Annotated in this window: 19 protein-coding genes, 4 tRNA genes and 1 pseudogene; 21 read left to right on the plus strand and 3 right to left on the minus strand. The window is 68.0% G+C overall.

Annotation, left to right across the window (positions count from 1 at the left end; translation table 11 throughout):
* Window positions 1-59 precede the first annotated feature (59 nt).
* Entirely contained in the window at window positions 60-761 is a 702-nt protein-coding gene (locus ACPOLB_RS17435; RefSeq protein WP_425257292.1) for a TetR/AcrR family transcriptional regulator, read from the minus strand.
* 4 nt (window positions 762-765) lie between these two features.
* The gene (locus ACPOLB_RS17440; RefSeq protein WP_425257293.1) at window positions 766-1,818 is read right to left on the minus strand and encodes a Gfo/Idh/MocA family protein; all 1,053 of its coding nucleotides are present in this window, start codon (window positions 1,816-1,818) and stop codon (window positions 766-768) included.
* A gap of 69 nt (window positions 1,819-1,887) precedes the next feature.
* Between ACPOLB_RS17440 and ACPOLB_RS17445 the strand changes: the two genes are divergently transcribed.
* Both ACPOLB_RS17445 and gph read left to right on the plus strand, forming a co-directional pair.
* A complete protein-coding gene (locus tag ACPOLB_RS17445; protein WP_425257295.1) occupies window positions 1,888-2,811 on the plus strand; it encodes an NAD(P)-dependent oxidoreductase in 924 nt (307 codons plus the stop codon).
* Window positions 2,808-3,506: a phosphoglycolate phosphatase gene (gene gph / locus ACPOLB_RS17450; RefSeq protein ID WP_425257296.1), complete on the plus strand. Its 699-nt coding sequence runs from the start codon at window positions 2,808-2,810 to the stop codon at window positions 3,504-3,506. The genes ACPOLB_RS17445 and gph overlap by 4 nt, the downstream gene beginning before the upstream one ends.
* Here the strand turns inward: gph and ACPOLB_RS17455 are convergent.
* Window positions 3,484-4,098 carry a chalcone isomerase family protein gene (locus ACPOLB_RS17455; RefSeq protein ID WP_425257297.1) on the minus strand — a complete coding sequence of 205 codons (615 nt, stop codon included), beginning with the start codon at window positions 4,096-4,098 and terminating at the stop codon, window positions 3,484-3,486. The two genes, gph and ACPOLB_RS17455, sit on opposite strands and share 23 nt — an antisense overlap.
* 269 nt (window positions 4,099-4,367) lie before the next feature.
* On the opposite strand from ACPOLB_RS17455, the pseudogene trpE reads away from it, so the two are divergent.
* From trpE to rpoC, 19 genes and pseudogenes are all read left to right on the plus strand, one after another.
* Window positions 4,368-5,844 (plus strand): annotated as a pseudogene (gene trpE, locus ACPOLB_RS17460) (anthranilate synthase component I).
* A 1-nt stretch (window position 5,845) separates the two neighbouring features.
* Window positions 5,846-6,436 carry an anthranilate synthase component II gene (locus tag ACPOLB_RS17465; protein ID WP_425257298.1) on the plus strand — a complete coding sequence of 197 codons (591 nt, stop codon included), beginning with the start codon at window positions 5,846-5,848 and terminating at the stop codon, window positions 6,434-6,436.
* Window positions 6,433-7,431, plus strand: a complete 999-nt coding sequence (gene ltaE, locus ACPOLB_RS17470) for a low-specificity L-threonine aldolase (protein WP_425257299.1) — start codon at window positions 6,433-6,435, stop codon at window positions 7,429-7,431. The genes ACPOLB_RS17465 and ltaE overlap by 4 nt, the downstream gene beginning before the upstream one ends.
* Before the next feature lie 10 nt (window positions 7,432-7,441).
* Window positions 7,442-8,479, plus strand: a complete 1,038-nt coding sequence (gene trpD / locus ACPOLB_RS17475; protein WP_425257300.1) for an anthranilate phosphoribosyltransferase — start codon at window positions 7,442-7,444, stop codon at window positions 8,477-8,479.
* Window positions 8,476-9,264 (plus strand): indole-3-glycerol phosphate synthase TrpC, encoded by a 789-nt coding sequence (trpC, locus tag ACPOLB_RS17480; protein ID WP_425257301.1) that lies wholly within the window; start codon window positions 8,476-8,478, stop codon window positions 9,262-9,264. Before trpD ends, trpC begins: the two co-directional genes overlap by 4 nt.
* Window positions 9,261-9,941, plus strand: a complete 681-nt coding sequence (locus tag ACPOLB_RS17485; protein WP_425257302.1) for a uracil-DNA glycosylase — start codon at window positions 9,261-9,263, stop codon at window positions 9,939-9,941. The genes trpC and ACPOLB_RS17485 overlap by 4 nt, the downstream gene beginning before the upstream one ends.
* 24 nt (window positions 9,942-9,965) lie before the next feature.
* Window positions 9,966-10,051: transfer RNA gene (locus ACPOLB_RS17490), tRNA-Tyr, on the plus strand.
* 33 nt (window positions 10,052-10,084) lie between these two features.
* A tRNA-Gly gene (locus ACPOLB_RS17495) sits at window positions 10,085-10,158 on the plus strand.
* Window positions 10,159-10,278: 120 nt separating this feature from the next.
* A tRNA-Thr gene (locus tag ACPOLB_RS17500) sits at window positions 10,279-10,353 on the plus strand.
* A gap of 53 nt (window positions 10,354-10,406) precedes the next feature.
* Window positions 10,407-11,597: an elongation factor Tu gene (gene tuf / locus ACPOLB_RS17505; protein WP_425257303.1), complete on the plus strand. Its 1,191-nt coding sequence runs from the start codon at window positions 10,407-10,409 to the stop codon at window positions 11,595-11,597.
* Between the two features lie 27 nt (window positions 11,598-11,624).
* Window positions 11,625-11,700 (plus strand) — tRNA-Trp (locus tag ACPOLB_RS17510).
* 78 nt (window positions 11,701-11,778) lie between these two features.
* Complete coding sequence (gene secE / locus ACPOLB_RS17515; protein WP_425257304.1) at window positions 11,779-12,165, plus strand: preprotein translocase subunit SecE; 387 nt, start codon at window positions 11,779-11,781, stop codon at window positions 12,163-12,165.
* Window positions 12,166-12,175: 10 nt separating this feature from the next.
* The gene (gene nusG / locus ACPOLB_RS17520; protein ID WP_425257305.1) at window positions 12,176-12,772 is read left to right on the plus strand and encodes a transcription termination/antitermination protein NusG; all 597 of its coding nucleotides are present in this window, start codon (window positions 12,176-12,178) and stop codon (window positions 12,770-12,772) included.
* 112 nt (window positions 12,773-12,884) lie between these two features.
* A complete protein-coding gene (rplK, locus tag ACPOLB_RS17525; RefSeq protein WP_425257306.1) occupies window positions 12,885-13,316 on the plus strand; it encodes a 50S ribosomal protein L11 in 432 nt (143 codons plus the stop codon).
* 4 nt (window positions 13,317-13,320) lie between these two features.
* Window positions 13,321-14,025 carry a 50S ribosomal protein L1 gene (gene rplA / locus ACPOLB_RS17530; RefSeq protein ID WP_425257307.1) on the plus strand — a complete coding sequence of 235 codons (705 nt, stop codon included), beginning with the start codon at window positions 13,321-13,323 and terminating at the stop codon, window positions 14,023-14,025.
* 255 nt (window positions 14,026-14,280) lie between these two features.
* On the plus strand, window positions 14,281-14,808 hold the full coding sequence (rplJ, locus tag ACPOLB_RS17535) for a 50S ribosomal protein L10 (RefSeq protein ID WP_425257308.1): 528 nt from the start codon (window positions 14,281-14,283) through the stop codon (window positions 14,806-14,808).
* A gap of 43 nt (window positions 14,809-14,851) precedes the next feature.
* Window positions 14,852-15,229 (plus strand): 50S ribosomal protein L7/L12, encoded by a 378-nt coding sequence (gene rplL / locus ACPOLB_RS17540; RefSeq protein ID WP_425257309.1) that lies wholly within the window; start codon window positions 14,852-14,854, stop codon window positions 15,227-15,229.
* A gap of 247 nt (window positions 15,230-15,476) precedes the next feature.
* Window positions 15,477-19,598 (plus strand): DNA-directed RNA polymerase subunit beta, encoded by a 4,122-nt coding sequence (gene rpoB, locus ACPOLB_RS17545; protein WP_425257310.1) that lies wholly within the window; start codon window positions 15,477-15,479, stop codon window positions 19,596-19,598.
* A 12-nt stretch (window positions 19,599-19,610) separates the two neighbouring features.
* Window positions 19,611-23,846: a DNA-directed RNA polymerase subunit beta' gene (rpoC, locus tag ACPOLB_RS17550; RefSeq protein WP_425257311.1), complete on the plus strand. Its 4,236-nt coding sequence runs from the start codon at window positions 19,611-19,613 to the stop codon at window positions 23,844-23,846.
* The last annotated feature ends 28 nt before the right edge of the window (window positions 23,847-23,874 follow it).

Raw genomic sequence — 23,874 nt, forward strand, 5'->3', positions numbered from 1 at the left:
GATCTACAACAGCCCGGGGTTTTCCCGGTCGGGGCGGCCGCTGCCGCCGCCGGCAGCGTTCAGGCGGGCGCGGCCGGTGCCAGCAGCCGCGGCAGCACGGCGCGCGCGCCGGCCAGGAAGTGCTCGACGGTCAGTGCGATCAGCGACTCCAGGCTGTCTTCCACCGGCACGTCGAAGATCCACTGCCGCTGGCCGAAGTAGAAGACGCGCGCGTTGATGCCCCAGACCAGTTCGATCTCGGCCGACTTCAGCGGCAGTGTCTCCACGCCCGGCAGGCCGAGCTCGTGCCGCAGCTCCACCGCGATCGGCTCCAGGATGCGCTGGCGCAGGATGGCCAGGTACTTGCGGTTGATGTCCTCGCCGCGCAGGCCCGAGAACATGAAGATGCGCACCCAGTCGCGCGTCAGCGCGGCCTTGGCGTATTCCACGTAGTGCCGCGTCAGCCGCTCCTGCAGCGGGATGCCGCGGTCGCGGATCACGCTCTCCCAGAACGGGTTCCAGCGCCCGAGGTAGACCTCCTCGAAGACGCGGTTGATCAGCGCCTCCTTGTTCGGGAAGTACTTGTACAGCAGCGACTGCGTCACGCCCAGGCGCTTGGCCAGCTCGCGCGTGTCGCCGCCGAAGCCGACGTCGGCGAAGAAGCGCACGGCCTCGCGCGTGATGTGCTGTTCGCGCTCGGCCGCGCTCAGCCGCTGGCGCGGCGGCGGCGCGGGCGCGGCGCGGGGCTTCTTCGCCGCCGGCGCGGCCTTGCGCGTGGCCACGCACTCAACCCCGCGCTGCCGCCACCGCCACCGGTGCGCGCTGCTGCACCGACTGCATGATGGCCTCCAGCGCCGCCACGTTGGCCAGCATCTCGGCCGCGGTGACCGGGTAGGGCTGCACGCCGCGGATGGCCTGCGCGAAGGCCTCCAGGTTGTGGCGCACCGACGGCGCCGGCTCGGCGAAGTGGCGCTGCACCGGCTGGCCGCGCAGCGCGATGGTGATGTCCCAGCCCGTGGGCTGCTCGGGGTGCGTGCGGTCGCGGATCTCGACCCAGCCCTGGCTGCCGTAGACCGCGAAGCGGCCCTCGAACGGAGTCGCCAGGATCGCGCTGACCAGCGCGTTGGCGCCGTTCGGGAAGGCCATCATCACGGCCAGCGTGTCGCCGTTCTCGAAGCCGGAGCCCAGCGTCGCCAGGCGCGCCCACACCGTCTCGCACGGCCCGAGCACGGCGATCGCCAGGTCCACCAGGTGGATGCCGGTGGCGGTGAGCGGCCCCACCGGCGCGTGCGCGTTCGAGAGCCGCCAGTTGTCCCTGGGCAGCGCGAAGAACTTGTCCTGGCTGAAGTTGGCCTCGATCTGCAGCACCGTGCCCAGCGTGCCTGCGGCGATCAGTTGCCACAGCGCCACCACCTCGGGTTCGAAGCGGCGTTCGTGGCCGATGCCCAGCACCCGGCCCCGTGCCTGGCAGGCGGCGACTGCGCGCTCGGCGTCGGCCAGCGTCAGGCACAGCGGCTTCTCGCAGAACACGTGCAGGCCGGCTTCGGCGGCGGCGACGATCTGCGCCGCGTGCTGCTGGTGCGGCGTGCACAGGACCACCGCCTCCAGCCCGGGCTGCGCCAGCAGCGCCTCGGCGCCGGCATGCACGGCGACACCGGCCAGCACCGGGTCGGTGGCCATCGCGGCGCGTGCGCCGGCGTCGACCTCGGCCACCGCGGCCAGCTGCAGCCAGGGCGAGGCCGCCAGCTGCCGCGCGATGGTCTTGCCCCACCAGCCGTAGCCGAGCAGGCCCACCTGCACGGGTGCGGGCCGCGGGTTCGAAGCAGGGGTGCTGGCCATGTCCGGGTCTCCATCGGGATGCGGGTTCTTGTTTTTCCAGTTTAATCGCGGCCTGCACCTGGAGATCAAATGAACACCAAGACTGCGACCCCCCGCGGCCAGCGGCCGCCGCTGCAGCACGTGGGCCTGCTCGGCCTGGGCATCATGGGCTCGGCGATGGCCGGCAACCTGCAGAAGGCGGGCTTCACGCTCTCGGGCTTCGACCCCAGCGCAGCGGCGCGCCGGCGCTTCCGGGCTGCGGGCGGGCGGGTGTGCAAGGACGCCGCCGTGCTGGCCGCCGGTGTCGACGTGGTCATCACCTCGCTGCCCGGCGGCGACGCGCTGCGCGACGTGGCGGCGCAGATTGCGGCCAGCGCGCCGCGCGGCCTGCTGGTGGTGGAGACCAGCACGCTCGACATCGCCGACAAGGAGGCCGCGCGCAAGCTGCTGGCCGCGCGCGGCGTGGTGCTGCTGGACTGCCCGCTCTCGGGCACCGGCGCGCAGGCGATGCGCAAGGACCTGACGGTCTACGCCAGCGGCCCGGCGGCGGCCATCCGGCGGCTGCAGCCGGTGTTCGAGGGCTTCACGAAGTCGCAGTTCAACGTCGGCGCCTTCGGCAACGGCATGAAGATGAAGCTGATGGCCAACCTGCTGGTGGCCATCCACAACGTCTCCACCGCCGAGGCCCTGCTGCTGGGGCGGCGCTGGGGCATCGCGCCGCGCACCGCCGTGCAGGTGCTGGCCGACGGCGCCGGCGGCTCGCGCATGCTGCAGGTGCGCGGCCCGCTGATGGAAGACCGCGGCTGGGAGGACGCGACGATGAAGGTGGAGGTGTGGCAGAAGGACATGCGGCTGATCGCCGAGGCGCTGCACGCGGCCGGCGTGCCGGCGCCGCTGTTCGCCGCCAGCGTGCCGGTGTACGACGCCGCGATGGCGCTGGGCCATGCGCAGCACGACACGGCCGCGGTGTTCGACGTGCTCGACCGCATGTCCGGCGGGGGCGGCGCCCGATGAGCCTGCCGAGCGCCGTGCGCGCCGCCATCGTCGACCTCGACGGCACGATGATCGACACGGTGGGCGACTTCGAGGTCGCGCTGCGCCTGGCGCTGGCGGACCTGGGCCTGCCGCCGGTGGGCCGCGCGTTCATCGCGCGCACCGTAGGCAAGGGCTCGCAGCACCTGCTGCGGCAGACGCTGGCGCAGGTGGGCGCGCCCGACAGCCTGATCGAGCACGCCTGGGCGCGCTACCAGCACCACTACCTGGCGATCAACGGCCAGCACGCGGAGGTGTACCCGGGTGTGCGCGAAGGACTGCAGGCGCTGCGGGATGGCGGCCTGCTGCTGGCCTGCCTGACCAACAAGCCCCTGGCCTTCGCGCTGCCGCTGCTGCGGGCCAAGGGGCTGGCCGGCTGCTTCGCGCACACCTTCGGCGGCGACAGCTTCGCGCGCCAGAAACCCGACCCGCTGCCGCTGCTGCAGACCTGCCGGGCGCTGGGCACCGCGCCGGCGCAGACGCTGATGGTGGGCGACAGCAGCAACGACGCGCAGGCCGCGCGCGCCGCGGGCTGTCCGGTGGTGCTGGTGTCCTACGGCTACAACCACGGCGAGCCGGCCGCGACCGCCGGCCCCGACGCCGTGATCGACCGGCTGGATGCGTTGCCGGGGTTGCTGGACGCAGCCTCGCGGCCTATTGCTGGCCGGGCGACGTGACCTGGCGCTGCTCGCGCCCCAGCAGCGCTTCCTTCAGCGCCCCGTCGGCCGGGTTCTTGCCCAGCCAGATGCGCAGCAGCGCATTGAAGAACTCCGGCTCGCGGATGGGCTCGGACGCCGGCTTGCCGTTGACCACCACGGTGGTGCCCTGGCCCGGCACGTAGTCGACGAAGAACACGTCGCCGGCCTTCAGGCGCTTGTAGGCGCTGAAGATCTCGCTCAGCTGGATGGTGCCCGGGATGAACTTGCTGAACTCGCCCTGCGGCGCGTTGTCCTGCATGCCGCGCGTGAACATCCGGCCGAGCTCGTTGGCATCGATCTCGCGCTGCATCACCACGTGGATGCGCCGTGCGCCGGCCTGCGCCAGCACCCCTTCGGGCGTGGCGCTCCTGGCGGGCACGTACAGGCCCGCGGTGTAGACCTTGACGACGAACTTGTAGCGCATGCCGGCGCCATTGAGCTGCAGCGTCTGGCCGCCGACCTGGGCCGTGGCCGGGTACTTGACGCCGCCGACGTCGGCCTGGGCCAGGGCCTGGGTGCCGGCCAGCGCCACGGCGGCGGCGGCCAGCAAGGATGCGAAACGACGTTGCATGGGGACCCCGCGCGGGCAGATTCTCGAAGGCGCGGAGTCTGCCACGCGGGTGTTCCGCGGGCATCGGGGCTGCTGCTAGACTCCGGCACATGTTCACGGCCCGCAAACTGACTGCAGGTTCCCGCGACCGGGGAGCCTGGCCCTGGCGTCGCTCGCCCAGTCTCGGCTGACGCTCCCGCGTCGGTCCTTGCCGCCGGGCGCCCCGCGCCCGCACCCCCACCTCCACGCAGACCGGGCCGCGCCGCGGCCGCTGCGACAAGGGCCAAGAAGTGATCACTGAACTCGAATTCAAGAGCCTCGCCGCGCAGGGCTTCAACCGCATTCCGCTGCTGCAGGAAGCCTTCGCCGACCTCGAGACGCCGCTCTCGCTGTACCTGAAGCTGGCGGGCGGCCTGCAAGCACAGCTTCCTGCTGGAATCGGTCGTCGGCGGCGAGCGCTTCGGCCGCTACTCCTTCATCGGACTGCCGGCGAAGACGCTGCTGCGCGCCAGCGGCATGCGCACCGAGGTCGTCACCGACGACGTGGTGGTCGAGACGCACGACGGCAACCCGCTGGACTTCATCGCCAGCTACCAGGCGCGCTTCAAGGTGGCGCTGCGCCCCGGGCTGCCGCGTTTCTGCGGCGGCCTGGCCGGCTACTTCGGCTACGACGCGGTGCGCTACATCGAGCCCAAGCTCGCCAAGACCTGGAAAGCCGGCGGCATCGACACGCCCGACATCCTGCTGCTGCAGACCGAGGAACTGGCCGTCATCGACAACCTCTCGGGGCGGCTGTACCTCATCGTCTATGCCGACCCGCGGGCGCCCGAGTCGTACTTCAACGCGAAGAAGCGCCTGTCGGAGCTGGGCGACCAACTGCGCTACAGCGTGACCGCGCCGCCGGTGAAGCGCGGTGCCAGCCATTCGGTGGAGCGCGAGTTCGCGAAGGCCGACTACCTGGCGGCCGTGGCGACGAGCAAGGAGTACATCGCCGCGGGCGACATGATGCAGGTGCAGATCGGCCAGCGCCTGAAGAAGCGCTTCACCGAGAGCCCGCTGAGCCTGTACCGCGCGCTGCGCTCGCTGAACCCGTCGCCGTACATGTACTTCTACGACATGGGCGATTTCCAGATCGTCGGCGCCAGCCCCGAGATCCTGGTGCGGCAGGAGCACACGCCCGAAGGCGACAAGGTGACGATCCGCCCGCTGGCCGGCACGCGCCCGCGCGGTGCCACGCCCGAGCAGGACAAGGCGCTGGAAGCCGAGCTGTCGGCCGACCCGAAGGAGCGTGCCGAGCATCTGATGCTGATCGACCTGGCGCGCAACGACATCGGCCGCATCGCCAAGACCGGCAGCGTGCGGGTGACCGATGCCTTCGTCATCGAGCGCTACTCGCACGTGATGCACATCGTCAGCAACGTCGAGGGCCTGCTGCAGGACGGCATGAGCAGCCTCGACGTGCTGAAGGCCACGTTCCCGGCCGGCACGCTGACCGGTGCGCCCAAGATCCGCGCGATGCAGATCATCGACGAGCTCGAACCCGTCAAGCGCGGCATCTACGGCGGCGCCTGCGGCTACCTCAGCTTCGCCGGCGACATGGACCTGGCGATCGCCATCCGCACCGGCATCGTCAAGGACAACATGCTGTACGTGCAGGCCGCCGCCGGCGTGGTCGCCGACTCGGTGCCCGAGATGGAGTGGAAGGAAACCGAGCACAAGGCGCGCGCGCTGATCCGCGCGGCCGAGCTGGTCGAGGAGGGGTTCTGAGATGCTCCTCATGATCGACAACTACGACAGCTTCACCTTCAACCTGGTGCAGTACTTCGGCGAGCTGGGGGAGACGGTGCGCGTGGTGCGCAACGACGAGATCGACGTCGCCGGCATCGCCGAGTTGCGGCCGGACCGGCTGGTGCTGTCGCCCGGCCCGTGCAGCCCGGCCGAGGCGGGTGTCTGCGTCGAGGCCATCCGCCACTTCGCCGGCAGGCTGCCGTTGCTGGGCGTGTGCCTGGGCCACCAGGCCATCGGTGCCGCGCTCGGCGGCAGGGTCGTGCGCGCGCAGGTGCAGATGCACGGCAAGGCCAGCACCCTCACCACCGACGGGCGCGGGGTGTACGAGGGCCTGCCGCGCCATTTCAGCGTCATCCGCTACCACTCGCTGGCCATCGAGCGCGCCTCGCTGCCGGCGGTGCTGGAAGTCACGTCGACGTCGGAAGACGGCGAGATCATGGGCGTGCGCCACAAGGAACTGGCCGGTGGCCCGGCGCCGCTGGAAGGCGTGCAGTTCCACCCCGAGTCCATCCTCAGCGAGCACGGCCACGCGATGCTGAGGAACTTCCTGCAGATGGGAACCCCGAGATGATCGACCTGCGCAGCGACACCGTCACGAAGCCGACCGCGGCGATGCGCGCGGCGATGGCCGCCGCCGAGCTCGGCGACGACGTGTTCGGGGACGACCCCACCGTGAACGCGCTGCAGCAGCGCATCGCCGACCTGCTGGGCAAGGAAGCCGCGCTGTTCACGCCCACCGGCACGCAGAGCAACCTGTGCGGCCTGATGGCGCACTGCGCGCGCGGCGAGGAATACATCGTCGGCCAGATGGCGCACACCTACCGCTGGGAAGGCGGCGGTGCCGCGGTGCTGGGCAGCATCCAGCCGCAGCCGCTGCACCAGGCGGCCGACGGCACGATGGCGCTGGCCGAGATCGAAGCCGCCATCAAGCCCGACGACGCGCATTTCGCCATCACGCGGCTGCTGGCGCTGGAGAACACCTGGGGCGGCAAGGTGCTGCCGGCAGCCTACGTCGAGCAGGCCACCGCCCTGGCGCGGCGGCGCGGCCTGGCCACGCATCTCGACGGCGCGCGGCTGTTCAACGCCGCCGTGGCTTCCGGCGTGCCGGCACTGCAGATCGCGCAGCACTTCGACAGCGTCTCGGTCTGCTTCAGCAAGGGCCTGGGCACGCCGGCCGGCTCGGCGCTGGTCGGCTCGAAGGCGCTGATCGCGCGGGCCCACCGCGTGCGCAAGATGCTGGGCGGCGGCATGCGCCAGGCCGGCGTGCTGGCCGCCGCGGCGCTGCACGCGCTGGACCACCACGTCGAGCGCCTGGCCGAGGACCACGCCAACGCGAAGCTGCTGGCCGAAGGGCTGCAGGGGCTGCCCGGCGTGACGCTGGAGATGCCGCAGACCAACATCGTCTTCGTCGACCTGGCGCCCGAGAAGGCTGCCGGCGTCGTCGATCGCCTGCGCGCCGCCGGCGTGCTGTGCACCGGCCTGTACAAGCTGCGTTTCGTGACCCACCTGGACGTCAGCCGCGCCGACATCGAGCGCGCCGTGCAGGTGCTGCGCGCCACCCTTTGAGGAGCCTGCCATGCCCATCGGCAACACCGAGGCGCTGACGCGCGCCATCGAGCACCGCGAGATCTTCCACGACGAGATGCTGGCGCTGATGCGCCGCATCATGAGCGGCGAGATGTCGCCGGTGATGATGGCGGCGCTGCTGGTCGGCCTGCGCGTGAAGAAGGAGACCATCGGCGAGATCACCGCCGCCGCGCAGGTGATGCGCGAGTTCTCGACCAAGGTCGACGTCGCCGACCGCACGCACCTGGTCGACATCGTCGGCACCGGCGGCGACGGCTCGCACACCTTCAACATCAGCACCTGCAGCATGTTCGTCGCGGCCGCGGCCGGCGCACGCGTCAGCAAGCACGGCAACCGCGGCGTCAGCAGCAAGAGCGGCAGCGCCGACGTGCTGGAGGCGCTGGGCGTGCCGATGACCCTCACGCCGGCGGCCATCTCGCGCAGCATCGCCGAGACCGGCATCGGCTTCATGTTCGCACCCAACCACCACCCGGCGATGAAGAACGTCGCGCCGGTGCGGCGCGAGCTGGGCGTGCGCACCATCTTCAACATCCTGGGCCCGCTGACCAACCCGGCCGACGCGCCCAACATCCTGATGGGCGTGTTCCACCCCGACCTGGTGGGCATCCAGGTGCGTGCGCTGCAGCGCCTGGGCGCCGAGCACGCGGTGGTGGTCTACGGCCGCGACGGCATGGACGAGGTCTCTCTGGGGGCTGCCACGATGGTGGGCGAATACAAGGACGGCGGCATCCGCGAGTACGAGATCCACCCCGAGGACTTCGGCCTCACGATGGCCAGCAGCCGCGCCTTCAAGGTCGAGACGCCCGAGCAGTCGCGTGTGCTGCTGCAGGCGGTGCTGGACAACGAGATCGGGCCCGCGCGCGACATCGTGATCCTGAACGCCGGCGTGGCGCTGTATGCCGCCAACGTCGCGCCCAGCATGGCCGACGGCGTGGCGCTGGCGCGCGAGGCCATCGCCTCCGGCCGTGCGCTGGCGAAGATGCACCAGTTCGTCGCGCGCACGAAGGAACTCGCGGCACAGCCATGAGCGACATCCTCGACAAGATCGTCGCCGTCAAGCGCGAGGAAGTGGCGGCCGGCCAGGCCCGGCGCAGCCTGGCCAGCTGGCGCGCGGACGCCGAGGCGCGGCGCGACCTGCGCGGCTTCGAGGCCGCGCTGCGTGCGAAGCTCGCCGCCGGCCAGCCGGCCGTCATCGCCGAGGTCAAGAAGGCCAGTCCCAGCAAGGGCGTGCTGCGCGCGCACTTCGTGCCGACCCAGATCGCCGCCAGCTACGCGGCGCACGGCGCGGCCTGCCTCAGCGTGCTGACCGACGAACGCTTCTTCCAGGGCGCGGCGGCCTTCCTGGAGCAGGCGCGCGCTGCCTGCAGCCTGCCGGCGCTGCGCAAGGACTTCATGATCGACGCCTACCAGGTGGTCGAGGCGCGCGCGCTGGGGGCCGACTGCATCCTGCTGATCGCTGCCTGCCTGGACGACGCGCAGATGGCCGACCTGGAGGCTTGCGCGCTGGACCTGGGCATGGACGTGCTGGTCGAAGTGCACGACGCAGCCGAGCTCGAGCGCGCGCTGCGGCTGAAGACATCGCTGCTGGGCATCAACAACCGCAACCTGAAGACCTTCGAGGTCACGCTCGACACCACGCTGGCGCTGCTGCCGCAGGTGCCGGCGGACAGGCTGCTGGTCACCGAGTCGGGCATCCTGGCGCCGGCCGACGTGCGGCGCATGCGTGCGGCCGGCGTCCACGCCTTCCTGGTCGGTGAAGCCTTCATGCGCGCGCCCGAGCCCGGCGTGGCGCTGGCGACGCTGTTTGCATGACGGCCGACGACCTGCCGGCGGCCTTCGCGTCGCTGCCTGCGGCGTGGCGCGCCGTGCTGCCGGGCTGGACGCCGGCGGCCCAGCAGCGCGTGGTCGACGGCGTGCGTGCGGTCTCGGCCGACCGCCCCATCGCGCCGGCCGACCCGTTTCGCGCACTGCGGCTGGTGGCGCCGGACGCGGTGCGGGTGGTGGTCTTCGGCCAGGACCCGTACCCGCGCCCGGGCCATGCCGACGGCCTGGCCTTCTCTGCCGGCCACGGCAAACCCCACTCGCTGCGTCGGGTGTTCGACGTGCTGGAGGCCGACCGCCCGGGCTGGAAGCGCCCCGCCGTGTGGGCGCTGGATGGCTGGGCCGCGCGCGGCGTGCTGCTGCTGAACCCGGTGCTGACGGTGGAGGTGGGGCTGGCCGGCAGCCACATGGGTTGCGGTTGGCAAACGCTCACATCCGAAATCGTCCAGGCGCTCTGCAGACGCACGCAGCCGCCGACGTTCTCGCTCTGGGGCAAGCCGGCCAACGCCTTCTTCGACGCCGCCTGTCCGCCGGATGCCCGGCCGCGGGTGCTGCGCACGCGCCACCCCTCGCACGACATGCAGCGGCAGTTCATGGCCGACGGCAGCCACTTCGCGGCGACGGCCTCTGCCGTCGACTGGTGGGCGGGGGCTAGCCTGCTGGATTGAACATGCTATACTCGCCGGCTCTCCGGAGGGGTGCCCGAGTGGCTAAAGGGGGCAGACTGTAAATCTGTTGGCTTACGCCTACGCTGGTTCGAATCCAGCCTCCTCCACCAAGAGATGTTCGCCAAGTTCAGCGGTTGTGCCAGGCGGGAGTAGTTCAATGGCAGAACCTTAGCCTTCCAAGCTAATGACGCGGGTTCGATTCCCGTCTCCCGCTCCACGGAAGGTGGCTGTTCTCGGCGGCAGGCGCTTGGTCAGCGGAGAGCAGACGTCGTTACGGGTGTGGGGATCGCGGACAGGCGCGGCAGCGGCCGCAGGCGGTCCCCAGGCCCGTAACGATGCCCATGTGGCTCAGTGGTAGAGCACTCCCTTGGTAAGGGAGAGGTCGCGGGTCCGATTCCCGCCATGGGCACCAAGAATCTCGTCATCCATCGACTCGCTTGAGTTCTTCAGCCAGGAGCACCGGAAATGGCAAAAGGTAAGTTTGAACGCACGAAGCCGCACGTGAACGTGGGCACGATTGGTCACGTGGACCACGGCAAGACGACGCTGACGGCGGCGATCACGACGATCCTGGCGAAGAAGTTCGGTGGCGAGGCGAAGGCCTACGACCAGATCGACGCGGCGCCGGAAGAGAAGGCGCGCGGCATCACGATCAACACCGCGCACGTCGAGTACGAGACGGCCAACCGGCACTACGCGCACGTGGACTGCCCGGGCCACGCCGACTACGTGAAGAACATGATCACGGGTGCGGCGCAGATGGACGGCGCGATCCTGGTGTGCTCGGCCGCTGACGGCCCGATGCCGCAGACCCGCGAGCACATCCTGCTGGCGCGCCAGGTCGGCGTGCCGTACATCATCGTGTTCCTGAACAAGTGCGACATGGTGGACGACGCCGAGCTGCTCGAGCTGGTGGAGATGGAAGTCCGCGAACTGCTGAGCAAGTACGACTTCCCCGGCGACGACACCCCGATCGTCAAGGGCAGCGCCAAGCTGGCCATGGAAGGCGACACCGGCGACCTGGGCGAGCAGGCCATCATGCGCCTGGCCGACGCGCTGGACAGCTACATCCCCACGCCCGAGCGCGCGGTGGACGGCGCGTTCCTGATGCCGGTGGAAGACGTGTTCTCGATCTCGGGCCGTGGCACGGTCGTGACCGGCCGCGTCGAGCGCGGCGTGGTCAAGGTCGGTGAGGAAATCGAGATCGTGGGCATCCGCCCGACGGTCAAGACCACCTGCACGGGCGTGGAGATGTTCCGCAAGCTGCTGGACCAGGGCCAGGCGGGCGACAACGTGGGCATCCTGCTGCGCGGCACGAAGCGCGAAGACGTCGAGCGCGGCCAGGTGCTGTGCAAGCCGGGTTCGGTGAAGCCGCACACGCACTTCACGGCCGAGATCTACGTGCTGAGCAAGGAAGAAGGCGGCCGGCACACGCCGTTCTTCAACAACTACCGGCCGCAGTTCTACTTCCGCACGACGGACGTGACGGGCGCGGTGGAGCTGCCGAAGGACAAGGAAATGGTGATGCCTGGCGACAACGTGAGCATCACGGTGAAGCTGATCAACCCGATCGCGATGGAAGAAGGCCTGCGCTTCGCCATCCGTGAAGGCGGCCGCACCGTCGGCGCCGGCGTCGTGGCCAAGATCATCGAGTAAGCCGGCGCATCAACGAGTTCGAACAGCAGGGGCATAGCTCAACTGGCAGAGCGTCGGTCTCCAAAACCGAAGGTCGGGGGTTCGATCCCCTCTGCCCCTGCCACCACCCGGTGGCGAATTCACCAGCCCGCAGCGATGCGGGCTTTGCTGCTGAATGGCGGCCACGGAACATCTGAACTTCATGTCCACCCAACCCCCAGTCGAAACCGTCTCCACGGGCGCCGACAAGGCCAAGCTGGCCGTTGCCGTGCTGCTGCTCGTGGGGGGCATCGTCGCCTTCTACGCGCTCGGTCAGCAAGACCTGTGGATGCGTGTCGTCGCGCTGCTGGTGCTGCTCGCGGCCTCGGTGGCCACCTTCTTCACCGCCGAATCGGGCAAGCAGCTGATCGCCTTCGGCCGCGACTCGGTGAAGGAAGTCAAGAAGGTCGTCTGGCCCACCCGCAAGGAAGCCACGCAGATGACGCTGTACGTCTTCGCGTTCGTGGTGGTGATGGCGCTGTTCATGTTCCTCACCGACAAGACGCTCGAGTGGGTGTTGTACGACCTGATCCTGGGCTGGAAGGGCTGAGGTGCCTGACATGAGCGAACCCGAAGTCACCCCCGTGCCCGCTGCTGCCGAAGCCGTGCCTGCCGCGGCGCCCAGCACCAAGCGCTGGTACGTCGTGCACGCGTACTCCGGCATGGAAAAGGCCGTCGAGCGCAACCTGCGCGAGCGCATCGACCGCGCCGGCATGCAGGACAAGTTCGGCCGCATCCTGGTGCCGACCGAAGAGGTCGTCGAGCTGAAGAACGGCAAGAAGGCCGTCACCGAGCGCCGCTTCTTTCCCGGCTACGTGCTGGTCGAGATGGACATGGCCGACGACACCTGGCACCTGGTGAAGCACACCAGCAAGGTCACGGGCTTCGTTGGTGGTGCCCGCAACCGCCCGGCACCCATCTCCGAAGCCGAGGTGATGAAGATCGTCAACCAGATGCAGGAAGGCGTCGACAAGCCCCGGCCGAAGGTCGAGTGGACGGTCGGCGAGCTGGTTCGCGTCAAGGAAGGCCCCTTCACCGACTTCAACGGCGCCGTCGAGGACGTCAACTACGAGAAGAGCAAGGTCAAGGTCTCGGTCACGATCTTCGGCCGCGCCACCGGCGTCGAGCTCGACTTCGGCCAGGTCGAGAAGATCTGAGTTTCCAGCGCTGGCCGAGGCAGCCCCGGCCAGCGTGTTGTTGTTTGGGCTGAGTGACGAGGAGCCGACCGGGCATGTGCCCGCCGGCGTTTGAACTCGAAAGGAGCCAGTCATGGCAAAGAAGATCGTCGGCTTCATCAAGCTGCAAGTACCGGCCGGCAAGGCCAACCCGTCGCCCCCGATCGGCCCGGCCCTGGGCCAGCGCGGCCTGAACATCATGGAGTTCTGCAAGGCGTTCAACGCCCAGACGCAGGGCTACGAGCCGGGCCTGAAGCTGCCCGTGGTGATCACGGCCTTCGCCGACAAGTCGTTCACCTTCATCCTGAAGTCGCCCCCGGCGACCGTGCTGCTGAAGAAGGCCGCGAAGATCGAGAAGGGCTCGGGCAAGGCGCACCTGGACAAGGTGGGCAAGGTCACGCGCGCGCAGCTCGAGGAAATCGCCAAGACCAAGATGAAGGACCTCACCGCCGCCGACATGGACGCCGCGGTGAAGACCATTGCTGGCTCGGCCCGCTCGATGGGCCTGATCGTGGAAGGGGTCTGACGCCATGACCAAGCTGACCAAGAAGGCCAAGGCCCTGCAGGGCAAGGTCGACAGCACCAAGCTGTATCCGCTGGCCGATGCGCTGAACCTCGTGAAGAGCGCCGCCACCGCCAAGTTCGACGAGTCCATCGACGTCGCCGTGCAGCTGGGCATCGACGCCAAGAAGTCCGACCAGGTCGTGCGTGGCGCCGTCGTGATGCCCAACGGCACCGGCAAGACCAAGCGCGTCGCCGTGTTCGCCCAGGGCGCCAAGGCCGAGGAAGCCAAGGCTGCCGGCGCCGACGTCGTCGGCATGGACGATCTGGCTGCCGAGATCAAGGCCGGCAAGATGGACTTCGACGTCGTCATCGCCAGCCCCGACACGATGCGCATCGTCGGCACGCTGGGCCAGATCCTGGGCCCGCGCGGCCTGATGCCGAACCCGAAGGTCGGCACCGTGACGCCCGACGTCGCGCAAGCCGTGCGCAACGCGAAGGCCGGCCAGGTGCAGTTCCGCGTCGACAAGGCCGGCATCGTGCACGGCACGATCGGCCGCCGCTCGTTCGACGACGAGAAGCTGGTCGGCAACCTGCGCGCGCTGATCGAAGCCCTGAACAAGGCCAAGCCGGCCAGCAGCAAGGGCATCTACCTGCGCAAGGTGGCCGTGTCGTCGACGATGGGTGTGGGCGTGCGCGTCGACACGCAGTCCATCGCCGCGCAGGCTGCCTGACGTGAACATCGGGCGGCGCGCGGGTCTGGCGCGCCGCTCTCGCATTGGTGGGCTGCCCGCAGGCGCGCAAGCGTTCGGCGGGCAGGTCATCCAAGACCGCTGGTGGGGTGTGGTGACGCGCTCCTTAATCGCCAGCGCAGATGGCGGTCCCGCTGCAAAGGTGCTCAGTGAAATGGGTGTCGGAAACAGTCGGTCGCTGAATCCCGGTGTGCCGGCGCGGCAACGCAATGGCACGTTTTGTGTGAGGAGCAGACCTTGAGTCTCAATCGCAACGAGAAGGCAGCCGTGGTCACGGATGTGTCGGCGCAGGCCGCACGTTCGCAGACGCTCGCGCTGGCCGAGTACCGTGGCCTCACCGTGGCTCACCTCGATACGCTGCGCCGCCAGGCGCGCGACAAGGGCGTTTATCTTCACGTGCTGAAGAACACGCTCGCCCGTCGCGCCGTCACCGGCACGCCGTTCGAAGTGGCCTCGGATGCCATGGTCGGCCCGCTGATCTACGGCTTTTCCGAGGATGCCGTTGCCGCCGCGAAAGTCATTGCCGACTTCGCCAAGGGCAACGACAAACTCGTCATCAAGGGCGGCGCCTACGCAGGCAAGGCACTGAACGCAGACGGTGTGAAGGCCCTGGCCGCCATCCCGAGCCGCGAAGTGCTGATCGCCCAGGTCGCCGGCCTGCTGAAGTCGCCGATCCAGCGCATGGCTGGCGTGCTGGCTGCAGTGGCCGAGAAGAAGGGCGGTGGCGCCGAAGCCGCAGCCCCGGCCGAGGCCCCCGCGGCCTGATGCATCCCATTCATTGATCTGAACTGTTTCCGAGGTAATTCAAATGGCATTCGACAAAGACGCTTTCCTGTCCGCGATGGACAGCATGTCGGTGATGGAACTCAATGACCTGGTGAAGGCCATTGAAGAGAAGTTCGGCGTGTCCGCCGCCGCGATGGCCGCTCCGGCCGCCGGTGGTGGTGGTGCCGCCGCTGCCGTGGTCGAAGAGAAGACCGAGTTCAACGTCGTGCTGCTCGAAGCCGGCGCGAACAAGGTGTCGGTCATCAAGGCCGTGCGCGAACTGACGGGCCTGGGCCTGAAGGAAGCCAAGGACCTGGTGGACGGCGCTCCGAAGCCCGTCAAGGAAGCGATCCCCAAGGCCGACGCCGAAGCCGCGCTGAAGAAGCTGGTGGAAGCCGGCGCCAAGGCCGAGATCAAGTAAGCCAGTCGCTCCCGAAGCACCGCAAGGTGCCCAGGGAGCACTTCTGAGGGCAGCGTGCTGCCTTCAGAAGTGTTCTCTGATCCGACTGCAGAGAACCGGTTTGGTCGGACTCCGGTGCAACGCCGGGGTTGTCCGCCAGCGGTTGGTAGTGGCCAACCACCAAGCATTCAGGCGCAACGCCTGAGCAGCCAGTCGCCGACGAAATCCGTCCCAAGGCCAGGGGTGGGTTTTCGACACGGAGAGTTCAATGGCGCAAGCAACCCCCTACACGTTCACCGAGCGCAAGCGTATCCGCAAGAGCTTCGGCAAACGCGCAAGTGTCCTCAACGTCCCGTATCTGCTGACCATGCAGCGGGAGTCCTACGTCGCGTTCCTGCAGAAGGACGTGCCGCCGGCCAAACGCAAGCCAGAGGGGCTGCAGGCAGCCTTCCTGTCGGCTTTCCCCATCGTCTCCCACAACGGTTTCGTGGAGATGAAGTTCCTGGAATTCAACATCGCGAAGCCTCCCTTCGACGTGCGTGAATGCCAGCAACGTGGTCTGACCTTCGCTGCCGCCGTGCGCGCGAAGCTGCAGATGATCATCTACGACCGCGAGTCGCACCCGGCGAAGGTGGTCAAGGAAATCAAGGAACAAGAGGTCTACATGGGCGAAGTGCCCCTGATGACCGACTACGGTTCCTTCGTCGTCAACGGCACCGAGCGTGTCATCGTCAGCCAGCTGCACCGCAGCCCGGGCGTGTTCTTCGAGCACGACAAGGGCAAGACGCACAGCTCGGGCAAGCTGCTGTTCAGCGCTCGCATCATCCCGTACCGCGGCTCGTGGCTCGACTTCGAGTTCGACCCGAAGGACATCCTGTTCTTCCGCGTCGACCGCCGCCGCAAGATGCCGGTGACGATCCTGCTGAAGGCCATCGGCCTGAACCCGGAAAGCATCCTCGCCCACTTCTTCGTCAACGACAACTTCCGCCTGATGGACTCGGGCGCGCAGATGGAGTTCGTCGCCGAGCGCCTGAAGGGCGAAGTGGCGCGCTTCGACCTGACCGACAAGGACGGCAACGTCATCGTCGAGAAGGACAAGCGCATCACCGCGCGCCACGTGAAGCAGCTGGAGCAGACGGGCACCGGCTTCGTCAGCGTGCCGGAAGACTTCCTGGTGGGCCGCGTCATCGCACGCAACATGGTCGACCCCGACACCGGTGAGATCGTCGCCAAGGCCAACGACGAGCTGACCGAAGCGCTGCTGAAGAAGCTGCGCGCCGCGGGCATCAAGGACGTGCAGTGCCTGTACACGAACGAGCTCAACCAGGGCGCCTACATCAGCCAGACGCTGGCCTCTGACGAGACCGCCGACCAGCTGGCCGCGCGCGTGGCCATCTACCGCATGATGCGCCCCGGCGAGCCGCCGACCGAAGACGCCGTCGAGGCACTGTTCCACCGCCTGTTCTACAGCGAGGACACCTACGACCTGAGCCGCGTCGGCCGCATGAAGTTCAACGCCCGCGTGGGCCGCGACGTGCCCGAAGGCAAGATGACGCTGAGCAACGACGACATCCTCGATGTCGTCAAGATCCTCGTCGACCTGCGCAACGGCAATGGCGACGTCGACGACATCGACCACCTCGGCAACCGCCGTGTGCGCTGCGTCGGCGAACTGGCCGAGAACCAGTACCGCTCGGGCCTGGCGCGCATCGAGAAGGCCGTGAAGGAGCGTCTGGGCCAGGCCGAGACCGAGGCCCTGATGCCGCACGACCTCATCAACTCGAAGCCCATCAGCGCCGCGCTGAAGGAGTTCTTCGGGGCGAGCCAGCTGTCGCAGTTCATGGACCAGACCAACCCGTTGTCCGAGATCACGCACAAGCGGCGTGTCTCGGCCCTGGGCCCGGGCGGTCTGACGCGCGAGCGCGCCGGCTTCGAGGTGCGCGACGTGCACCCCACGCACTACGGCCGGGTCTGCCCGATCGAGACGCCGGAAGGCCCGAACATCGGCCTGATCAACTCGCTGGCGCTGTACGCGCAGCTCAACGAGTACGGCTTCCTCGAGACGCCGTACCGCCGCGTGGTCGATGGCAAGGTCACCGACCAGATCGACTACCTGTCGGCCATCGAGGAAGGCAAGTACGTCATCGCCCAGGCCAACGCCAGCCTGGACAAGGAAGGCAAGCTGGTCGACGAGCTGGTCTCGGCCCGCGAGAACGGCGAATCGGTGCTGCTGAGCCCCGAGCGCGTGCAGTACATGGACGTGGCGCCGGCGCAGATCGTCTCGGTGGCGGCATCGCTGGTGCCGTTCCTCGAGCACGACGACGCGAACCGCGCGCTGATGGGCGCCAACATGCAGCGCCAGGCCGTGCCGGTGCTGCGCCCGGAGAAGGCGCTGGTCGGCACCGGTGTCGAGCGCGTCGCCGCGGTCGACTCGGGCACGGTCGTCACGGCCCGCCGTGGCGGCATCGTGGACTACGTCGACACCAACCGCATCGTCATCCGCGTCAACGACGACGAGACGGTGGCCGGTGAAGTCGGCGTCGACATCTACAACCTGATCAAGTACCAGCGTTCGAACCAGAACACGAACATCCACCAGCGTCCCATCGTCAAGCGCGGCGACCATGTCGCCAGCGGCGACGTGGTGGCCGACGGTGCCAGCACCGACATCGGCGAGCTGGCGCTGGGCCAGAACATGCTGGTCGCGTTCATGCCCTGGAACGGCTACAACTTCGAGGACTCGATCCTCATCAGCGAACGCGTCGTCGCCGAAGACCGCTACACCTCGATCCACATCGAGGAACTGGTGGTGATGGCGCGCGACACCAAGCTGGGCTCGGAAGAGATCACGCGCGACATCCCGAACCTGAGCGAGCAGCAACTGGCCCGCCTGGACGAGAGCGGCATCGTCTACATCGGCGCCGAGGTCAACCCCGGCGACGTGCTGGTGGGCAAGGTCACGCCGAAGGGCGAGACCACGCTGACGCCGGAAGAGAAGCTGCTGCGCGCGATCTTCGGCGAGAAGGCGTCCGACGTGAAGGACACCTCGCTGCGCGTGGACCAGGGCACCAACGGCACCGTCATCGACGTGCAGGTCTTCACCCGTGAAGGCATCCAGCGCGACAAGCGTGCGCAGCAGATCATCGACGACGAGCTCAAGCGCTTCCGCCTCGACCTGAACGACCAGCTGCGCATCGTCGAGGCCGACGCCTTCGACCGGATCGAGAAGCTGCTGGCCGGCAAGATCGCCAACGGCGGCCCGAACAAGCTGGCCAAGGGCACGGCGCTCGACAAGGCCTACCTCGCCAGCATCGAGAAGTACCACTGGTTCGACATCCGCCCAGCGGACGACGACGTGGCCAACCAGCTCGAGAGCATCAAGAACAGCCTGGAGCAGACGCGCCACAGCTTCGACCTCGCGTTCGAAGAGAAGCGCAAGAAGCTGACGCAGGGCGACGAGCTGCCGGCCGGCGTGCTGAAGATGGTGAAGGTGTACCTCGCCGTCAAGCGCCGCCTGCAACCCGGCGACAAGATGGCCGGCCGCCACGGCAACAAGGGCGTGGTGTCGAAGATCACCGCGGTCGAGGACATGCCCTACATGGCCGACGGCACGCCGTGCGACATCGTGCTGAACCCGCTGGGCGTGCCTTCGCGCATGAACGTGGGCCAGGTGCTCGAGGTGCACCTGGGCTGGGCCGGCAAGGGCATCGGCCAGCGCATCGGCAACCTGCTGCAGGAGCAGGCCCGTGCCGCCGAGATCCGCGCCTTCCTCGACGAGTTGTACAACAAGTCGGGTGGCAAGTCGGAAGACCTCAGCGCGCTGAGCGACGCCGAGGTCGTGGAGATGGCGCAGAACCTGCAGCACGGCGTTCCGTTCGCCACGCCCGTCTTCGACGGCGCGGCCGAGGAAGAGATCCGCGGCATGCTGAAGCTGGCCTACCCGGACGACATCGCGAAGAAGAAGGGCCTCACCGCCACGCGCACGCAGGCCATCCTGCACGACGGCCGCACCGGCGACGCCTTCGAGCGTCCGGTGACCGTGGGCTACATGCACGTGCTGAAGCTGCACCACCTGGTGGACGACAAGATGCACGCGCGTTCCACCGGCCCGTACAGCCTGGTGACGCAGCAGCCGCTGGGCGGCAAGGCGCAGTTCGGCGGCCAGCGCTTCGGCGAGATGGAAGTCTGGGCGCTGGAAGCCTACGGCGCGTCGTACATCCTGCAGGAAATGCTGACCGTGAAGTCCGACGACGTGAACGGCCGCACCAAGGTGTACGAGAGCATCGTCAAGGGCGAGCACGCGATCGAGGCCGGCATGCCGGAATCGTTCAACGTGCTGGTGAAGGAAATTCGTTCGCTCGGTATCGACATCGAGCTCGAGCGCAACTAAAGGAGAAAAGGCATGAAGGGACTACTCGACCTTTTCAAGCAATTCACGCCCGACGAACACTTCGACGCGATCAAGATCGGCCTGGCCTCGCCAGAGAAGATCCGCTCGTGGTCGTTCGGCGAGGTGAAGAAGCCCGAGACGATCAACTACCGCACGTTCAAGCCCGAGCGTGACGGCCTGTTCTGCGCCAAGATCTTCGGCCCGATCAAGGACTACGAGTGCCTGTGCGGCAAGTACAAGCGCCTGAAGCACCGTGGCGTGATCTGCGAGAAGTGCGGCGTCGAGGTCACGCAGACCAAGGTGCGCCGCGAGCGCATGGGTCACATCGACCTGGCCGCGCCCTGCGCGCACATCTGGTTCCTGAAGAGCCTGCCGAGCCGCCTGGGCCTGGTGCTCGACATGACGCTGCGCGACATCGAGCGCGTGCTGTACTTCGAAGCCTACGTGGTCGTCGACCCCGGCATGACGCCGCTGAAGAAGTTCAGCATCATGTCCGAGGACGACTACGAGGCCAAGCAGGCCGAGTTCGGCGACGAGTTCGTTGCGCTGATGGGTGCCGAGGGCATCAAGAAGCTGCTCGAGGAGATGGACCTGGACGTTGAGATCGACAAGATCCGCAACGACATGACCGGCTCCGAGCTGAAGATCAAGAAGAACAGCAAGCGTCTGAAGGTGATGGAAGCCTTCAAGAAGAGCGGAATCCGTCCCCACTGGATGGTGATGGAAGTGCTGCCGGTGCTGCCGCCGGACCTGCGTCCGCTGGTGCCGCTGGACGGTGGCCGCTTCGCGACCAGCGACCTGAACGACCTGTACCGCCGCGTCATCAACCGCAACAACCGCCTCGCTCGGCTGCTGGAGCTGAAGGCGCCGGAAATCATCGTGCGCAACGAGAAGCGCATGCTGCAGGAAGCGGTGGACTCGCTGCTCGACAACGGCCGCCGCGGCAAGGCGATGACCGGTGCCAACAAGCGTGCGCTGAAGTCGCTGGCCGACATGATCAAGGGCAAGAGCGGTCGCTTCCGCCAGAACCTGCTGGGCAAGCGCGTCGACTACTCGGGCCGTTCGGTCATCGTGGTCGGCCCGACGCTGAAGCTGCACCAGTGCGGCCTGCCCAAGCTGATGGCCATCGAGCTGTTCAAGCCGTTCATCTTCAGCCGCCTGGAAGCGATGGGCATCGCGACCACGATCAAGGCCGCGAAGAAGGAAGTCGAGAGCGGCACGCCGGTGGTGTGGGACATCCTGGAAGAGGTGATCAAGGAGCACCCCGTCCTGCTGAACCGCGCGCCGACGCTGCACCGCCTGGGCATCCAGGCCTTCGAGCCGGTGCTGATCGAAGGCAAGGCGATCCAGCTGCATCCGCTGGTCTGCTCGGCCTTCAACGCCGACTTCGACGGCGACCAGATGGCCGTGCACGTGCCGCTGAGCATCGAGGCGCAGATGGAAGCCCGCACGCTGATGCTGGCGTCCAACAACGTGCTGTTCCCGGCCAACGGCGAACCGTCGATCGTGCCGTCGCAGGACGTGGTGCTGGGTCTGTACTACGCCACCCGCGAGCGCATCAACGGCCGCGGCGAAGGCATGATCTTCAGCGACCTGAAGGAACTGCAGCGCGCGCTGGAGAACGGTGTCGTCGAGATCACCGCGAAGATCAACGTGCGCCTGGTGGAGTGGACCAAGGACAAGGACAGCGGCGAATTCGTGCCGCAGACCAACCTGGTCGCCACCACCGTGGGCCGTGCGCTGCTGAGCGAGATCCTGCCCAAGGGCCTGCCGTTCGCGAACATCAACAAGGCGCTGAAGAAGAAGGAGATCTCGCGCCTGATCAACACCAGCTTCCGCAAGTGCGGCCTGAAGGAGACCGTGGTCTTCGCCGACAAGCTGCTGCAGAGCGGCTTCCGGCTGGCCACGCGCGCCGGCATCTCGATCGCCATCGACGACATGCTGGTGCCCAAGCAGAAGCCGGGCCTGATCGAGCGCGCCGAGAAGGAAGTCAAGGAGATCGAGCAGCAGTACGTCTCGGGTCTCGTGACTGCCGGCGAGCGCTACAACAAGGTCGTGGACATCTGGGGCAAGACCGGCGACGAGGTCGGCAAGGTCATGATGAGCCAGCTGGCCAAGGAAAAGGTCATCGACCGCCACGGCAAGGAAGTCGACCAGGAGTCGTTCAACTCCATCTACATGATGGCCGACTCGGGCGCGCGCGGTTCCGCCGCGCAGATCCGCCAGCTGGCCGGCATGCGCGGCCTGATGGCCAAGCCCGACGGCAGCATCATCGAGACGCCCATCACGGCCAACTTCCGTGAAGGCCTGAACGTGCTGCAGTACTTCATCTCCACCCACGGCGCCCGCAAGGGCCTGGCGGACACGGCGCTGAAGACCGCGAACTCGGGCTACCTCACGCGCCGTCTGGTCGACGTGACGCAGGACCTGGTGGTGACCGAGGAAGACTGCGGCACCGCGAACGGCATGAACCGCCGCGCGCTGGTGGAAGGCGGCGAGGTCATCGAGTCGCTGCGCGACCGCATCCTGGGCCGTGTCACGGCCACCGAGGTGCTGCATCCCGAGACCCAGGAGATGATGGTCGCGGCCGGCACGATGCTGGACGAGGACCTGATCGACACCCTGGAGGCCGCGGGCGTCGACGAGGTGAAGGTGCGCACGGCGCTGACCTGCGACACGCGCTTCGGCATCTGCGCCAAGTGCTACGGCCGCGACCTCGGCCGCGGCGGCGTGGTCAACGTCGGCGAGGCGATCGGCGTCATCGCCGCGCAGTCGATCGGCGAACCCGGCACGCAGCTGACGATGCGCACGTTCCACATCGGTGGCGCGGCGTCGCGTGCGGCGGTGGCCAGCAGCGTCGACGCGAAGAGCGACGGCATCATCGGCTTCAACGCCACGATGCGCTACGTGACCAACGGCAAGGGCGAACTGGTGGTGATCTCGCGTTCCGGCGAGATCGTCATCAGCGACCAGCACGGCCGCGAGCGCGAACGCCACAAGCTGCCGTACGGCGCGATCCTGAACATCAAGCCCGACCAGGCCGTCAAGGCCGGCACGGTGCTGGCGAACTGGGACCCGCTGACCCGCCCCATCATCACGGAATTCGCCGGCAAGGCGAAGTTCGAGAACGTGGAAGAGGGCGTCACGGTGGCCAAGCAGGTCGACGAGGTCACGGGCCTGTCGACGCTGGTGGTGATCGACAGCAAGCGCCGCGGCGCCATCAAGGTGGTGCGCCCGCAGGTCAAGCTGCTCGACGCCGCCGGTGTCGAAGTGAAGATCCCGGGCACGGACCACGCGGTGACGATCGGCTTCCCGGTCGGCTCGCTGATCCAGATCCGCGACGGCCAGGACCTCGCCCCGGGTGAAGTGCTGGCGCGCATCCCGATGGAAGGCCAGAAGACGCGCGACATCACCGGCGGTCTGCCGCGGGTGGCCGAGCTGTTCGAAGCCCGCAGCCCGAAGGACGTGGGCACGCTGGCCGAGATCACCGGCACGGTGTCGTTCGGCAAGGAGACCAAGGGCAAGGTGCGCCTGCAGATCACCGACCCCGAAGGCAAGGTCTACGAAGAGCTGGTGCCCAAGGAGAAGAACATCCTGGTGCACGAAGGCCAGGTGGTGAACCGCGGCGAGCTGATCGTCGACGGCGCGGCGGATCCGCAGGACATCCTGCGCCTGCTGGGCATCGAGGAACTGGCGCGCTACATCGTCGACGAGGTGCAGGACGTCTACCGTCTGCAGGGCGTGAAGATCAACGACAAGCACATCGAGGTGATCGTGCGCCAGATGCTGCGTCGCGTGCAGATCGTCAACGTCGGCGACACCAGCTACATCGCCGGCGAGCAGGTCGAGCGCTCGGAGCTGCTGGACACCAACGACCGCATGCGCGCCGAAGGCAAGATGATCGCCACGCACGCCGACGTGCTGCTGGGCATCACCAAGGCCTCGCTGTCGACCGACTCGTTCATCTCGGCCGCGTCCTTCCAGGAAACGACCCGGGTGCTGACCGAGGCGGCGATCATGGGCAAGCGCGACGAGCTGCGCGGCCTGAAGGAAAACGTCATCGTCGGCCGCCTGATCCCCGCGGGCACCGGCATGGCCTTCCACCAGGCACGCAAGGCCAAGGAAGCCATGGACGAGACCGAGCGCCGCGCCATCGCGATGCAGGAAGCCGAAGAGCTGGCGGCCGTGCAGATGGCCAACGTCGATGCGGCCACGGCCGCAGCGGCCGGAGGCGACACGCCCGAGTGACCCGCTGGGTCTTTCGTGCGACCAGGGC

This window comes from Rubrivivax soli (assembly GCF_049810355.1).
In the GTDB taxonomy this organism is placed as follows: Bacteria; Pseudomonadota; Gammaproteobacteria; order Burkholderiales; family Burkholderiaceae_C; genus Rubrivivax.